General features: G+C 64.3%; 7 protein-coding genes. 2 read left to right on the top strand and 5 right to left on the bottom strand.

Going from position 1 to position 15,711, the window contains the following annotated elements:
- Positions 1–49 precede the first annotated feature (49 nt).
- A complete protein-coding gene (locus TQ38_RS22800) occupies positions 50–4,240 on the bottom strand; it encodes a bifunctional nitrate reductase/sulfite reductase flavoprotein subunit alpha (protein ID WP_240198062.1) in 4,191 nt (1,396 codons plus the stop codon).
- A 469-nt stretch (positions 4,241–4,709) separates the two neighbouring features.
- Here TQ38_RS22800 and TQ38_RS22795 point away from each other — a divergent pair, with 469 nt between their 5' ends.
- Complete coding sequence (locus TQ38_RS22795; RefSeq protein WP_043978313.1) at positions 4,710–6,170, top strand: CHAD domain-containing protein; 1,461 nt, start codon at positions 4,710–4,712, stop codon at positions 6,168–6,170.
- A gap of 16 nt (positions 6,171–6,186) precedes the next feature.
- Here TQ38_RS22795 and TQ38_RS22790 read toward each other — a convergent pair whose 3' ends face one another.
- The 3 genes from TQ38_RS22790 to TQ38_RS22780 form a co-directional block, all read right to left on the bottom strand.
- Positions 6,187–6,948 (bottom strand): UTRA domain-containing protein, encoded by a 762-nt coding sequence (locus TQ38_RS22790; protein WP_082057870.1) that lies wholly within the window; start codon positions 6,946–6,948, stop codon positions 6,187–6,189.
- A 122-nt stretch (positions 6,949–7,070) separates the two neighbouring features.
- Positions 7,071–9,890, bottom strand: coding sequence for a TonB-dependent receptor (locus TQ38_RS22785; protein WP_162792355.1), 2,820 nt, complete (start codon positions 9,888–9,890; stop codon positions 7,071–7,073).
- 196 nt (positions 9,891–10,086) lie between these two features.
- On the bottom strand, positions 10,087–10,626 hold the full coding sequence (locus TQ38_RS22780; RefSeq protein WP_240198061.1) for an HD domain-containing protein: 540 nt from the start codon (positions 10,624–10,626) through the stop codon (positions 10,087–10,089).
- 174 nt (positions 10,627–10,800) lie between these two features.
- Between TQ38_RS22780 and TQ38_RS22775 the strand changes: the two genes are divergently transcribed.
- Positions 10,801–12,945, top strand: a complete 2,145-nt coding sequence (locus TQ38_RS22775) for a phosphocholine-specific phospholipase C (RefSeq protein ID WP_240198060.1) — start codon at positions 10,801–10,803, stop codon at positions 12,943–12,945.
- Between the two features lie 69 nt (positions 12,946–13,014).
- On the opposite strand, the gene TQ38_RS22770 is transcribed toward TQ38_RS22775, so the two are convergent.
- Positions 13,015–15,594, bottom strand: coding sequence for a TonB-dependent receptor (locus TQ38_RS22770; RefSeq protein ID WP_082057871.1), 2,580 nt, complete (start codon positions 15,592–15,594; stop codon positions 13,015–13,017).
- Between the last annotated feature and the right edge of the window lie 117 nt (positions 15,595–15,711).

Here is a 15,711-nt window from a genome sequence, read left to right as displayed (position 1 = left end):
CATTGCGCAGCGTGCCGCGCCCGTCAACGCGTCCAACGATCAAACGCACCTAATAAACGTCGCGGACATAGCGGCGTTCGCTCTGCATCTGCGCGACGTAGTCGGCGGCCGCCTCGGTGCTCATGCCGCCGTGCTGGGCCACGATCCGCTTGAGCGCGCCGTCCACGTCCTTGGCCATCCGCCCCGCATCGCCGCAAACGTAGAAATGCGCGCCCCCGTCCAGCCAGCGCCACAGCTCCGCGCCTTCTTCCAGCATGCGGGTCTGGACGTAGATCTTGTCCGCCTGATCGCGCGAAAAGGCGAGGCTGACCCGGTCGAGGTGGCCGCTGCGCCGCCATGCCTCGATCTCGCCGCGATAGTAGAAGTCGCTGGCTTCGTGCTGTTCTCCGAAGAACAGCCAGTTCGCGCCGCTCGCCCCGGTTGCCTGACGGTCATGCAGGAAGCCGCGGAACGGGGCGATGCCGGTGCCCGGCCCCACCATAATCATCGCGCGGGCGGGGTCGGCAGGAGGATGGAAGTGCGCGGCCGCCTGCAGGAAGATGCCGGTGCCTTTTTCCTCCGCCCGATCGGCCAGAAATCCTGAGCAGACGCCATGCCGCCGCCGCCCGTCGCGCGCATAGCGTACGGTGGAAACTGTCAGCTGCACTTCGTCGCGCTGGGCGTGCGGGCTCGACGCGATCGAGTAGAAGCGCGGCTGCAGCGGCCGCATCACCTGCGCCAGATCGCCCGGGCTTAGGCGGACGCCGGTTTCGTGGAACACGTCGGCGATCTGCCGGCCCCAGAGCCACTGGTCGAAATCGGGCTTGCGATCCGGGTCGAGCAGAGGTGCGAAGGCAGCATCCGGGCGGCGATCGGCGACGAGTTCGAGGATGCTGCGATTCAACCGTGCGATGTCCCAGTGACGCAGCAGCGCTTCGACCAGAGCCATCTCGCCGACCTGTTTGACGGTGACGGGCGCTTCTGGCGACAGATCGAGTACGTCCAGCATTTCCGCCGCGAGCGACGGGCAGTTCACCGGCCATACGCCCAGCGAGTCCCCCGCCCGGTAGGAAAAATCGCGCCCCGCAAGGTCGAAGCCCAGTTGCCGCACTTCCTTCTGCGCGCCGGGACCACTAAGCAGGACGTTCCGGATCAGCGCGGTGCGCAGCGGCGTTTTGCGGGAATAGACGGCAGGCGGCGCGGCCTCCACGGGCGCTGCGTCAAGCGTCGTGACCGGCGGAACGGGGTCAGCCCCGGACGTCTCGCCGAGGGCCTTAATGACGCTGGCGAGCCAGGATGCGGCGGGCTCCTCGTAATCGGGTTCGCAATCGGCGCGGGGGGCCAGCCGAGCGGCGCCCAGTTCCTCCAGCCGCGTATCCAGCTTGCGGCCGAACCCGCAGAACTGGTCGTAATTGGAATCCCCGAACGCCAGCACCGAATAACGCAGGGCATCCAGGCGCGGGGCCGCCGTGTCGGCCAGTGCCGACCAGAACCCGCCAGCGTTGTCGGGCGCATCGCCGTCGCCGAACGTGCTGGCGATCAGCAGCACATCGCCTGCTGCGGCCAGTTCCGCCGGTTTCACCGCGTCCATCGGCGCGACCCGCACGCCAAGCGCTTTTTCCTTGAGCCGGGCCGCGCATGCCTCGGCAAAACCTTCGGCATTGCCGGTCTGCGAGGCCCAGAGCAGAAGTACATCGCGGGCATTTGCCGGCGTCGACGCTGCAGGTGCCGGGACGGCCGGCTGCGCATCGATCCCCGGCAGTGGTGCCCGGGCGAACAGGCCCGCCAGAAGCCCGTTCACGCATTGCCGCCGCTCCGCATCGAAAGGCGCGCCCGCCGGCACCAGCGGCACCCCTCCCAGCAGCGCACCTTCGGGCGAGCGCAGTGCCAGCGTAAAACCTGCAAGGTACGCCCGCTCCTCTCCGGAGAGCGTCGGAGCCTGACCCGCCTCCAGTCCCATCACGCGCTCGAACGCCGTGATCGCCATCTGATGGAGTGGAAGCGATACAGAAGAAGCGGAAAGCCGCACGGTCTCTTCGCCTTTCGTGTCTGCCTGGTCCGGCGGACTGCAGGGTAGTTCGGCCGGGCCTGAAATCCGGGTCAGCGCCACGGCCGAGAACTTGAATTCGGGCTGCATGGAAATCGGGTCCACCGCGTCGCTGGTGACGGCGTTGATCGCCAGCCCCTCTCCGAACACGTCGTTCCAGTGAAACGGGGCGAAGCAGTTGCCCGGGCGCACCCGGTCGGTGAGGACGGCCGGAAGGGTCGCGGTTCCGCGCCGCGAGCGGACTTCCACTCTGTCGCCCTCGCCGATCGCCAGCGCCGCTGCGTCCTCGGGGTGGATTTCAAGGAAAGGACCCGGGTTCAGCTTGTTCAGCACCGGGACTTTGCCGGTTTTGGTCAGCGTGTGCCACTGGTGCTGGAGGCGGCCGGTGTTGAGCACAAGCGGGAAGTCCGCGTCCGGCATCTCCGCCGGAGCCATGTGCGGGCGCGGCAGGAAGTGCGCCTTGCCGCTCTCGGTCGGGAAGACGATGGCGGGGCGCCTGCCGTCCGGCTCGATGCGTGCCGACTGGCTGACGCCGGTATTGAAATAGCGCGTGGGATTGCGGTCGTCGCTGCCATCCGGCGCACAGGGCCATTGCAGCGAGGTTTCGCGGAGCCGTTCGTAGCTGGCCCCGCGAATGTCGTAGCCGGTGCGCGGGTTCCAGAAATGGCGGATCTCCTCGAATACCTCGCTGGCCGAGCTGTACGTGAAGCCGTCCGCATACCCCATCTCGCAGGCGACCCGGGCGATGATGTCCCAGTCGGCCATCGCTTCGCCCGGCGGATCGACTGCCTTCTGCATGAGGGTGAGATTGCGCTCGGAATTGATCATCACTCCTTCCGCCTCGGCCCAGAGCGCGCCGGGCAGGATGATGTCGGCATAGCGGTTGGTTTCGGTGTCGATGTAGACGTCCTGCGTCACGACCAGTTCCGCCGCTTCCAGCCCTGCCACCACTACCTTGCGATTGGAAACGCTGGCGACCGGGTTGGTGCAGATGATCCAGCAGGCCTTGATCCGGCCCGCCGCCATCTCCTCGAACATCGCCATCGTGCCCGCACCGGCTTCGACGCGCAGGGTGCCGCGCGCAACGCCCCACATATCCTCGACGAAATGCCGATCGGCCTCGCTCCCCGTGGCGCGCTGGCCGGGAAGGCCCGGCCCCATGTAACCCATCTCGCGCCCCCCCATCGCGTTGGGCTGACCGGTCAATGAGAACGGGCCGCTGCCGGGACGGCAGATCGCGCCGGTGGCCAGGTGCAGGTTGCAGATCGCGTTGGTGTTCCAGGTGCCGTGCGTGCTCTGGTTAAGCCCCATGGTCCAGCAGGTCATCCATTCGCGCGCATCGCCGATCCACTGCGCCGCCTGCCGCAGGTCGGCCTCTGGAATGCCGGTAACCTCGGCCACGCGCGCAGGAGCGTAGTCGGCCAGGAACGAAGGCATTGCCTCCCATCCTTGCGTGAATTCGGCAATGAACCCCTCGTCCACCTTACCGGCTTCGAACAGCAGGTGGAGCAGCCCGTTCATAAGCGCCAGGTCGGTGCCTGGCCGCACCTGCAGAAACAGGCCCGCTTTGTCCGCCGTGGCATTGCGCCGCGGATCGACGACAATCAGCTTCGCGCCGGCCTTCACCCGGTCCATCATGCGCAGGAACAGGATCGGGTGGCAGTCCGCCATGTTGGCGCCGATCACGAAGAACAGGTCGGCCTTGTCGAAATCCTGATACGAACCCGGCGGGCCATCCGCGCCGATCGACAGCTTGTAGCCGCTGGCTGCGCTTGCCATGCACAAGCGGGAATTGCTTTCGATGTTGTTGGTGCCGATGAAACCCTTGCACAACTTGTTGGCAAGATACTGCGCCTCCAGCGACATCTGCCCCGAGACGTAGAGGGACACCGCATCCGGCCCATCGCGATCGATGATCTCACGCAGCCCCCTTGCGGTGCGGGCGATGGCCTCCGTCATGGGGATCGCGCCCTGATCGCTGCTGCCGGGAATTCGCGCATAGGCGGTCTCGGCCCGGCCTGGCGCGGTGATCGGCACATGACTGCTGCTACCTTTGGTGCAGAGGCGTCCGAAGTTGGTAGGATGACTTTTGTCGCCGATGACCTTGCTGATCCGGCCATCGGTTATCTCCATCACGATGCCGCAGCCGACCCCGCAATAAGGGCAGACGCTCTTGACGCTGATTTTCGCTCCATTCGTCCTTGCTTCGGTCACCGTGGCCCTTCCACAACGAAAAGGCGCCATCGATCGGCATCCCAGATGGGATGCCGATCGATGGCGCCTTTGCCATTTCGATCATGCTCGTAGATCATCGGCCCACCACGTTGCGGGCCAAATGCTGTCTTCGTTCATTCTCTCAGATGAACTAATTTAACGCAACAGACGATTCAAACCGCCAGACCACAAATGATCCAACCGCAGCTATCGACTAAAATCGGCTCCTCGTTTGTGTGAGGAGCCGAACTCGGGCCTTTGGGACAGAGCCGACGACATAAATGCTCCCGTCCTTCGCAAGGGGCACCGCCTACGTATCACAGCATCAATCGCAATCTCGCAGCCGGCACGCAGGCCGGTAATGCAAATATCACTTGGAAATCTGGCGGCCGGCAGACATTACGAATGACTGCGACCCATTGCTCGCCCGTTGGTTATCTATCGTAGATCGAACATCCGAGGATAGCGCATGACGTCAAACGACACCGACGAGATCGAAGTCGAACTGAAACTGGAACTGACCCCGGAAGGGGCGGATGCCTTGGAGGCATCCGGTGTGTTCGAAGGGACTGTGCAGACGGTCCGGCAGCACGCGATCTATTTCGACACGCCGAATCACGATCTTGCCCGGGCCGGGCTCTCCCTGCGCATCCGGCGCAATGGCGAGCGGCGCGTGCAGACCGTCAAGGCCGCCGCCGCTGCGGCCGGCATGTTCATCCGTCCGGAATGGGAGCGCGAAGTCGCGGACGACCAGCCGATCATCGACCACACCACGCCGATTCCCGCGTTGCTCGGCGAAAAGATCGCGGCGATCGCACCCTTGTTCGTTGTGGAAAATGAGCGGCGGATCTGGAACATCGGCGGAATCGAAGTGGCGCTGGACCGGGGCCGCATCATCGCGGGAGACCGGGAGGCGACGCTTCATGAAGTCGAGCTGGAACGCAAGAGCGGCGATCCTGCCGCCCTCTTCGCGCTGGCGAGGCAGATCGACGCTGCCGCGCCCGTCCATCTGGGAGTGCTCAGCAAAGCGGAGCGCGGATATCGGTTGCTCGGGCCTGCCGTGTCGCGTGCCAAGGCGGAGCCTGTCGACCTGAACCGCGCGATGACGGCCGCCGCCGCTTTTCAGGCGATCGGCTATGCCTGCCTGCGCCATTTTCGGCTTAACGTGCCGCTGGTGCTGGAAAACCGAAACGCCAAGGCGCTTCATCAGGCCCGCGTGGCGCTGAGGCGGCTGCGCTCCGCCTTGGCCATCCACAAGGACATGCTCATCGACGGCCGCGCCGCGTCGTTCAATGACGATCTGCGCTGGCTGGCGGGCGAACTCGGCAAGGCGCGCGACATCGACGTTTTGGTCGAACGCGTCGGCGAGGGCACAATCCAGAGCCACCTGCAGGTCGCCCGCAACGACGCCTACGACAACGCCGACGCAGCGCTGCAGTCCGATCGCGCCCGCCTGCTGCTGCTGGGCGTGGTGGAATGGATATCCCTCGGACCATGGCTGTCGCTGGAGCAAAACGTGGAGATGCGCGAAATGCCCGCGCGCGACTTTGCCGAGGGTGCACTCGGACGCTTCCGCCGCAAGGTCAAGAAAGGCGGCCGCCATCTCGAAAAGCTGGGCGACGAAGACCGGCACACGGTGCGCAAGGCGGCGAAGAAGCTGCGCTACGCGACCGAGTTCTTCGCGGGCCTCTACGATCAGAAGCGCGAGAAGAGGCGGCACAAGCGGTTCGTGTCGGCGCTGGAAACCCTCCAGGACCGTTTGGGTGTTCTGAACGACCAGGCTGGGACGCGCGAGTTGCTTACCAGCCTCGGTCTCGCCAACGAGCCGGACGCAGTGGCGCTCATCGGCGATGGTCCTGATGCACAGCTGCTGGAAGCGGCGGCGGAAGACTATGACGCCCTCGTGGATGCCAAGCGCTTCTGGCGCTGAGGGCTTGTCCTTGGCTTCAGGCGCGAACGTTGAGGTCCACATGAATGCGGATAGCGTCGTGGCGCCAGTATTCCTGGTCGTATTCCACCACCCGCCCGGCTGCATCGAAGCTGGTGCGGACGACCAGCAGGCCGGGGGTGCCTGACTTGACGCCCAGCCCGTCCGCCGCTTCCTTGACGAGAGCGCAGGGGCGCATGTCCACCCGGTTGCGGGCCACTGTGACGCCGTAGGTCTGGGTCAGGATATCGGTCAGCGAGCCGTCCAGCGAATGGGTGAGCAGATCGGGTGCAAGCGCGGGGTCGACGGTGATCTGCTCGACCAGCACCGGGCGGCCGTCGATCGTGCGGCGGCGGTCGATGACATGCATCAGCGTGCCCGGCGCGACGCGGAAGATATCGGCAACGGCCGAAGGCGCGGGCCGCGCTTCCTTCGCCAGCGTCTGGGTGCCGGGCGTGCGGCCCTGCTCGCGCACGTAGGCCATGAACCCGGCCCAGCGCGTGGGATCGTAGGTCACCGCCGGAGGGGAGACGTACCAGCCGCTGCGGTCCTTGCGGTAAATGAGGCCCTCCGCCTCCAGCTGGAACAGCGCCTCGCGAATCGTGCCACGCGCCGTTCCCGTGCCTGTCTGCAGCTGCCGCTCGGACGGCAGCCGGGTGCCGGGAAAAAGCTTGCCCATCTCGATGTTGAGCGCGATCTGGTCCCGCAGTGCAAGGTACTGCGGCCCCTCCACGGTGCCGGCCGTGCGCGTCCACAGCATCATGTCGGTCTTCGCACGCATCGGTCAGCCCATGTGAGATCGCCAAAAGGCTGGCGCTGCCCACTCATGACAGCAGGCGCGCCGGGGCGTCAATGCGCGGATGCGCCCGCGTTCGAAGACGCGGGCGCATCCGGCCATCGCCATCAGAAGCGATAGCTGCCGCGCAGCAGGAAGGTGCGGCCCGCTTCCATGTAGTCCTTCATGTAACTGGGATTGTCACCCTTCGTGGTGTAGTACTTGTAGTCGTTGAGCACGTTGCCGACGTCGAAGTCCATCGCCAGGTGACTGGTGAAGTTGTACCGCAGGTGGAAGTCGAGGCTCTTGTTCGGCCGCACCCATTTGTCGACGGCGTTGTCACGCAGCGATTCGATGAACTTGCCGCGATAATTGTATGAGAGCTTCGTCTCGATGCCGTACTTCTGGTAGGTGATCGCCGCATTATACATGAGATGCGGTGCGTTGATGAAGCGGATCGACTTGCCCTGACGGTAGTCCAGCCCGGTTTCCGCCGAGCTTTTCTGCACTGTCACGTTGCCTTCGAGGCCGAAGCCGTCGAACGGCGGCGCGAGGCCCTGCAGGCCCTTCACCATGTTGAGTTCGATGCCGTAGATCTTTGCCGTCTCGCCATTCTGCGGCTGGCTGATCTCGATCGTGCCGTTCTGGGTGTTGGCATTCACCTGGCTGCCGTTGGTGAAGATGAAGTTGTCGATATGCTTGTAGTAGACCGCCGCCGACAGAATGCTGGTCGCGTCGGGGTAGTATTCCAGCGAGAGGTCGGCATTGATCGACTTCGCCGGCTTCAGGTCGGGATTGCCGCGGCTGATGGCGATGATCTCGTTCGTACCCGGATCGCGGGTGATCGACTGCCCGGACGAAAGGTAGCTGTATTCCGGCGGCGAATAGCCCGTCCATACCGCCGCGCGCAGGACCTTGTCGTCAGCCGGGCGCCAGATCGCCGTGATGCTCGGCAGGAACATCGTGTAGCCATTGCTGGTCCGGTCGAAGCCGCTGTCGTCGCCGTCGTCCGACCAGAAGACGTTGGTGGTCTCGCGCCGCTCGACGCGGGCGCCGGCGATGATGCCAACATCGCTCAATTGGAAATGCGCCAGTGCGTAGGCAGCGTAGACCTTCTCGGTGCTGCGCTTGTCGTCGGCGAAGAACTCGGCGGCGTCCGCGTCCATCGGGTTGGCAGCCATCCCCGCCTTGATCGCGGCCTCCACGCGCGCGCGGCTGAGCACGTCGCCATAATAGTACTGGCCGCGCAGGATGCTGTTCACTTCCTTTTCCACCAGCCCGGACTGCTGGAGGTTAAGCCCGTCGAGCGCGGTGCCCGACAAGTCGCCGTCATAGATCGGGGTATAGTCGTAGTCGCGCTTGGAGCGCATGTACTTGGCGCCGACCTTCACGTAGTCGAGCGCGCTCTCGAAGTCGTAGCGCAGATCGAAGCGGGCGGCGATGCGGTCGTCCTTCTGCTTGCTACGCGACGAACTGGCGCCGTCGAACGCGAGTAGCGAGGAGTCCTTCTCGACGAACTCGGCGAAAGCGGGCAGTCCGGCTTTCGGGAAGCGCGGGTCGCTCGACACCCAGTCGATGCCTGTGGCGTTCAGCGGATAAGTGCATTTGTCGCAGTTGTAGCTGATCGAATAGCCCTGCGGCGAGGTCCGGTCGCCGCCGGAATAGCTGACGTCGTAGTCGAGGTGCAGGCGGTCGAGATCGCTATGGCCGCCCAGGTTGATCGTGTAGAGGGTCTGGTCCATGTCGATCGTGCCGAAATTGCGCGCGAACTGGAACTGCCGGGGGTCCCACACGCCAGACCGGCCATTGAGCGACCAATAGCCGTTCGATCCTGCGTCGAGGTCGGTAATGACGCCGTCCCCATCACGATCGACGATCTGGCCGGCGGTGTAGCCGTAGCGGTTGTAGGTCTTGCCGCCCTGCTGGAACTGGCCGGTGATCATGCTTTCGGGCTGGGCCAGCCCGGTGTCGTTCTCGTTCACCTGCGTCAGGCGCGCGGTGGGGCGGTTGCGGTAATCGGTGACCTCGTTGGTGCCGCGCTGTTCCTGCCGCGAATACTGGCCGCGCAGGTAGAGCTGCGTAGTGTCGCCGTGGAAATCGAACGAAAGATTGCCGCCGTACCGCTTCTGCTGCAGGCGCCGGTAATCCAGGTCGATGCCCGGCAAGTGCATGTTGCTTTCGTCAATGACCTCTTCGGAATCCTTGCGCCAGTTATAAGGCTCCCACTCACCGTCGTTCTCGGTTTCCTGACCGTTACCGTGGCTGACGCCGTAGTTGGCGGAGAGGAAGATGCCGAAACGGTCGTCCGCGAAACGTTGACCGAAATCGGCCTGGCCTTGGAAGTTGCTCGAATCTTCGTCAGCCTTGCGCGCCTGCTGATTGAACCCGCCGGCGCCGTAGACGCGCAGGATCGTGCTGTCGGCGAAGTCGAAGGCGGTGGGGGTACGGAAGTCGATCGAGCCGCCGATACCGTCGCCGTCCTGGTCGGGCGTGAGCGTCTTGGTCACGCGGATTTCGGCAAGGCCGTTGGGCGGCAGCACGGTCAGCGAGACGTCGCGGCTGCTGGGGTCAGTCTGCGCCACGCGCACGCCGTTGATGTAGACGGCGTTGTAGGTGCCCGACAGGCCGCGGATTGCGACGTACTCGCCCTCGCCCGTGTCTTGGTTGACGATGACCGACATCCCGGGAATGCGGGCGAGCGCGTCAGCGACGTTGGCGTCGGGCAGCTTGCCCAGATTGTCGGCGGAGATGATGTCGACGACGTTGTCGGCATTCTTCTTCCGCTCGATCGCGATCACCGTGCTCTGGCGTTGTCCGGTAACGAGGATGTCGTCCGCCGGAGGTGTTTCGTCGGCCCACGCAGGCGCGACTACAGCAGCCAGCGCCAGCGTCGCGGTTGATATGTTCAGCAGCACGCGCGAGGCGTGCGCAGTCTTCGACATGCCCATGATTAACTCCCCAAATCTCGGTGCCATCCGCCGGCAGCCGTGGCTGGCTGCCCTCCACACAGCGGGATCATCGAATCGACGATCACTGCGATTTCTGGTATATACCAATATACATTGCAGGCTGGTGACAAGATTGGGAGAGTCCGCGTCCACGTGCGTCGGTTTCAGGCACGATACCGCTCCGCAGACCCGGACGTCAGGCGTGCGTCATTAGAGACCAGAGCAACGGCCTGTAGCTTTCGAGGTCCGGCACGTCCCAACCGTTACGCTTGCCCTGATCGTCGTAACGACGCAGCCGAACCGATGATTCGAAGGCTGCCTCGCCCTCGAATTGGGTAATTTCCTGAGGGCTCATCGGGCCGCCCTGCAAGTTCAGGCTCAACACCGATGCCCGGCTGAGCATTTCGGTGTAACCCGGCTCCACGGCGCACAGATAACGCTTTGCAGCGACATGAAGGCGAACCGGCTCGGTCACTTCGGACGTGAAGTGGGGCGCGAGGAAAGCGGCGCCGCTGATTTCGTGGCGGGCATCTATGCCATGCGTTTCAGCCGCTTCCCCAGCCTCTTCGATGAACTGGCCGATGTCGTGAAGCAGGGCGGCGGCGATCAGGCTGTCCGGCGCGCCATCAAGCCTTGCGAGTTCGGCGCATTGCAGCACATGCTCCAACTGGGTCACGTCTTCTCCATAGCGTTCATCCGAGAACCTGTTGATTAGGTTGAATATCGTATCGATCACTGGTGATACTGTTCCTCTGGAGCCAATAATTTTACAGCGCTTACCGGGCCGATTTTCGTCCCTGACGAGCCTCGCTGCGCAGACCTGTAGTCAATATGTCGCAATATTGGACTATACCAGTTTTATGGCTGGTGTGCGACACCTGATCTGCCGAACGGTGAAAACGGAGCTGGAATGATGGACAAGGCCAATCGGCGCGATTTTCTGCGCATGGCGGCGCGCACCGCTGGCGCGGGGACTGCGCTGTCGATGATGCCGGGGCTGCTCGACCGGGCACTGGCGATCGAGCCGGCGCGGCGCTCGGGCTCGATCATGGATGTCGAACACATTGTCGTCCACATGCAGGAGAACCGCTCGTTCGATCACTACTTCGGCATGTTCAACGGTGTACGCGGCTTTGGCGACCCTCGCCCCCTACGCCTGCCGGGCGGGCGAAGCGTCTGGTCGCAGCCCTCAAGCCAGCATCCCGATGGCTACGTTCTGCCCTTCCACGGCGACTCGAAGACCAGCCGCTCGTTCCTGGTGGACGGTGCCGAGCAGTCGCACGTCGAAAACATGCACATCTTCAACCACGGCCGCTACGACCGCTGGGGCCACACCGGCGAACTGCACAACAGGATGCTTCACTACGGCGCGGGCGACCTGCCGTTCTACTACGCTCTGGCGGACGCCTTCACCATCTGCGACGCATACCACTGTTCTACGATGACGCAGACCTACCCCAACCGGATGCACCTGTTCACCGGCTGCAACGGAGGCGGCGGCACGGGAGGCGATCCCGAGATGCACAACTACGGCGAGGACGAGACGCCCAGCGCCGACATGACGACCGACATGCCGCTGCGTCCCGGCGCCTACGGCTGGACGACTTATGCCGAGCGGCTTCAGGAAGCCGGCATCAGCTGGAAGGTCTATCAGGAATACGACAACTTCGGCGACAACCTGCTGTCGGTCTTCCCAGCCTTCCGCCCCTGCGCGCGCGATTCCGAACTCTATAAACGCGGGCGCTCTTGGGTCAGCGAAGATGCGCAAGGCGCCGATCGCACGCGTTCCGACGGCGAGCAACTGGTCGCGGCCTTCCGCCGCGACGTTGAGCACGGCACGCTGCCCCAGATTTCGTGGATCGTCACCGCCGCGGACTTGTCCGAGCATCCGACCGCAGAACCCTCTAAGGGCGAGCACGTCAGCGCCGGCCTCGTCGCCGCGCTGGTCGACAATCCCGAGATGTTCGCCAAGACTGCCTTCATCCTCTGCTACGACGAGGCCGGGGGATTCTACGATCACGCACCGCCGCCGGTGCCACCGGTCGGGCAGTACCGCGGCCACAGCACCGTGCCGCTTGGTGGAGAGGCCAAGGATTATCGCGGCACCGGCAAGGCGGGGGATGCGGTGCACCCGGTCGGCCTCGGTATTCGCACGCCCACCGTAATCGTCTCTCCCTGGACGCGCGGCGGGAATGTCTGCTCGGAATTATTCGACCATACCTCGGTGCTGCAGTTCATGGAAAAGCGCTTCGGGGTGAAGGAAACCAATATCAGCGACTGGCGGCGCTCGGTCTGCGGCGACCTGACCTCCGCGTTCGATTTCTCGGGCGGGGCGCGGACGGGCACCGCGCCGCTGCCCTCCACCACCGATTTCCGCGCCCGCGTTGCGCAGTCGGCCGCCGGGACCGCCAACGCCATACCCGATCGGCAACGGCACACCGTCCAGATGCCCGGCCAGCGCCCGCAGACCGCCCTGCCCTATCGCTTTTCCACGCAATGCCAGGTCGGCAAAGATGGGCGCGTCACGCTGCTGCTGGCGAACGACGGGCCTGTCGGCGTTACCTTCACCGTCCATGACAACACCGATCGGCAGGAGCCATGGCATTACACCATCGGCGCGGGAGAACGATTCGAAAGCGCGCAGTGGCACGATGACGGGCCGCTGGATGACTACGACCTCACCTTGCGAGGACCCAACGGATACTGGCGCCGCTATGCCGGCGCATTGAACGGCGTTGCCCCGGCCGAGGTTCTATGCCTGGACGGGGTGAAGGCGGTAAACCTGAAGCTGCTCAACGAATCCGATCGACCGCAGACATTCCGGATCACCATGGACGCGGCGTACCCGAACAAGGGGCCGCGCAAACGTGCAGTGACCGTGCCGCCGCGCAGCTCCAAGGTCGACCGTTGGGCTCTGCCCGCCAGCGATGACTGGTACGATCTTGAAGTTCGCGTGGACGGATCGGAGGGCTTCCTCCGCCGTTTCGCCGGAAAGGTCGAAAGCGGCAAGGCAGGACGGACCGACCCCGGCATCGGCGTGATGCGCACTGCCTGATCAAACTCGGTCTGTCGGGGGATGCGTAACCTTCAAGCGGGGGCCCGGCCGAGCCCCACGCCCGGCCCGTCAGAAGATCGACGCCTTGACGCCGAGCACGAAGCGCGGGCCGTAGTATTCGACCTGAAGCGGACGCTCCTTGCTGCCGAGGTAGTACTGCAGCTTCTGGTCGGTGAGATTGCTCGCCTCGCCGAATACGGTCACGCGGTCAGTGACGTTCCAGTTCACCGTCAGGTCGAGGCTGGTGTAGGCGCCGTAGTAGCTGTCGCTGTCCGCATCCGTGCCGTATTCCTCGATATAGGCGCCCTTGTAATTCATGGCCAGGCGCGTCGAGAAGCGGCCGTCATCGTAATAGACCGCCAGGTTGGCAAGATTGTCCGCCTGCCGCGGGACGCGGACCGAGCGCCCGTCCGGCAGGGTGAATTTCGAGCGGATCAGCGTGTAGTTGGCATTGACGCCGAGGTTCGAAAGAAGGCCAGGCAGGAAGCCGAGGCGGCGCTGGACGTTGAACTCGACGCCGTAAAGGTCGCCCGATGCGCCGTTGGCAGGAGCCAGGAACGCTACCCCGTCAATGCCGCGATACGTGCCCACCACGCGGCTGTCGTAGATCGGATTGGAGATGCGCTTGTAGAACGCGCCCGCCGAGATGACCCCGTCGTTACCGAAATAGTGCTCGACCATCAGGTCGCCGTTCCATGAATACGTTGGCTTGAGGTTGGGGTTGCCGCCCGCAAATTCGAGGTCGGCTTCGCTGAAAGCGCCGCCGGGCGCAAGGTCGCCGAAGTCCGGGCGGGCGAAGGTGCGGGTCACAGCGGCGCGCAGGTTGGTGTCGCCGTCTAGGTGCAGCGTGGCATGAAGCGAAGGCAGGATCGCAAGATAGTCGTTCGACCTGCGGGTATTCTCCAGCACGCCGTTGACCAGCACCTGACCGTCCACGGTAGTCTTGGTATATTCGAAGCGCACGCCGCCCAGTAGGGTCAGTATGTCGCTGGGCACCCAGGTGCCCATGAGGTAGCCGGCCGCCTGTTTTTCATAGAGCTTGAAGGTACGGCCCAGCGCTCCGCCGTTCTGCGCCGTGGCGGAGCCCGCTTCGTCGAGCACCAGATTGCCACGATTGGCGAGATACCAGTCGACGAGGTTCCGCTCGCTCACCACTTGCGAAAACTGGCCGGCGTACTGCTTGCCGATGGAAAGCTCGTCGAGGTACTGACCGCGTCCCGGCTGGTTCATCAACGGGAAGTCGGCAAGGGTCGGCACCGGACCAGCCGCCGGATTCCAGGTGTAGAACAGGTCTTGGAACGTCGCATCGCGCACCTTGTCGCGGTATTTGCCGCCGGCCTTAAAGGTCAGCGTGCCGCTCGCTGGAACCGTCAGGTTGCCTTCCAGCACAATGCGGTCGGTTTCCTTGACGCGGATCTTGTATAGCTCGACGTTGGCGAGGCGGGTGAGCGAAGGGTCCATCTGGAACCCCGAGGGCAGATGGTTGCCGATAGCGTTCGCAGGGTCGGTGCCGCCGTCGATCTCGTTGTAGGCGAGGTTGCCCGAGCCACGGTTCTCCAGCCCCTGATAGCCGACGTTCCGCTGGTCGAACCGGACCACGAAGTAGCTGTTGTCCTGCCCGTCGGGGGTGTCGCCGTAGCGGAACAGGTTTTCGTAGTGCGAAACCTTCCAGTCGAACTTCGCGCCGCCGCCCAGCATGTGGACGCCGCCCAGCTCGCCGCCCGACAATTCGGTGATGAGTGTGTTGAAAATGTGCTGCACCTCGACGCGATTGGACGCGAAGTTCAGGCGGTGCTTGTAATGCGTCTCGTCGTCGCTGAGCGAGCCGTAGGTGCCGCGCGCATAGATCTTGCCGCCGTCGTCGAAGGCGTATTCGATCGCGCCGTTGATGCCGGTGGTCTCGCGCACGCCGGTATAGTCGCGCAGTTCCAGCCGCGTGATGCCGATGCCGTCGCCGCCCCGGCGCGGCTCGTAGTTGTCGGTCGCCCAGTGGCGCTTGTAGTAGGTGCCGGTGAGCAAGAAGCCCAGCTTGCCGATCCGGTCGCCGTAGAGCGCGGTGGCGAGGAAGCCGGGCTTGTCGGCTTTCTCGGAGTAGTTGGCGCCCGCCGTCAGTTGCAGTGTGCGCTCCTCCGGCGCGGTCTTGGTGATGAAGTTCACCGAGCCGCCGATGGCGTCGCCCTCCATGTCGGGCGTAACGGCCTTGGAGACGACGACCTGGTCGATCAGTTCGGAGGGGAAGAAGTCGAACGCGGTGGCGCGGCTGGTGGTTTCTTCTTCGGCCGTAGGAAGACGGCTGCCGTTGATAAGGGTCGAGTTCCACTGCGAGGGCAGACCGCGCACCGCAACAAAGCGGCCCTCGCCCTGGTCGCGTTCGATGGAGACGCCGGGCAGGCGCTGCACCGCCTCGGCCGCGTTGCGGTCCGGCAGGCGGCCGATGCCGTCGGCAGTGAGTACGTTGACGATGTTGTCTGCGCGGCGCTGCTCGGCGATCGACTTCATCTCGCTGGCGACAATCGTGCCGGTGACAACGATCTCGTTCGAGGGCTCCCCTTCGGCCGGAAGGCCCTGCGCCTGGGCGGCTGGGGCGACGATCATCCCGCCGAGGCTGGTGCCGATTGCGGCGACTTTCATGATTGCGAACCTGGTCATTACTTCACCCCGATTATGTCTGGCTGCGGATCAGGTCCGCAAGCTTCGGGAAATGAATTGCCACGACACTGGCGCCGACAACCAATTCATTGGATGCATCGTAGCAATAGACATGAC

It is taken from the genome of Novosphingobium sp. P6W, assembly GCF_000876675.2.
In the GTDB taxonomy this organism is placed as follows: Bacteria; Pseudomonadota; Alphaproteobacteria; order Sphingomonadales; family Sphingomonadaceae; genus Novosphingobium.
This window is presented reverse-complemented; position numbering and strand designations above follow the sequence as displayed.

Bases quoted from the DNA above. Each gene is read 5' to 3' on its own strand.
- TQ38_RS22785 (WP_162792355.1), bottom strand. From the start codon at position 9,890: ATGGGCATGTCGAAGACTGCGCACGCCTCGCGCGTGCTGCTGAACATA.
- TQ38_RS22770 (WP_082057871.1), bottom strand. From the start codon at position 15,594: ATGACCAGGTTCGCAATCATGAAAGTCGCCGCAATCGGCACCAGCCTC.
- TQ38_RS22795 (WP_043978313.1), top strand. From the start codon at position 4,710: ATGACGTCAAACGACACCGACGAGATCGAAGTCGAACTGAAACTGGAA.
- TQ38_RS22775 (WP_240198060.1), top strand. From the start codon at position 10,801: ATGATGGACAAGGCCAATCGGCGCGATTTTCTGCGCATGGCGGCGCGC.
- TQ38_RS22790 (WP_082057870.1), bottom strand. From the start codon at position 6,948: ATGCGTGCGAAGACCGACATGATGCTGTGGACGCGCACGGCCGGCACC.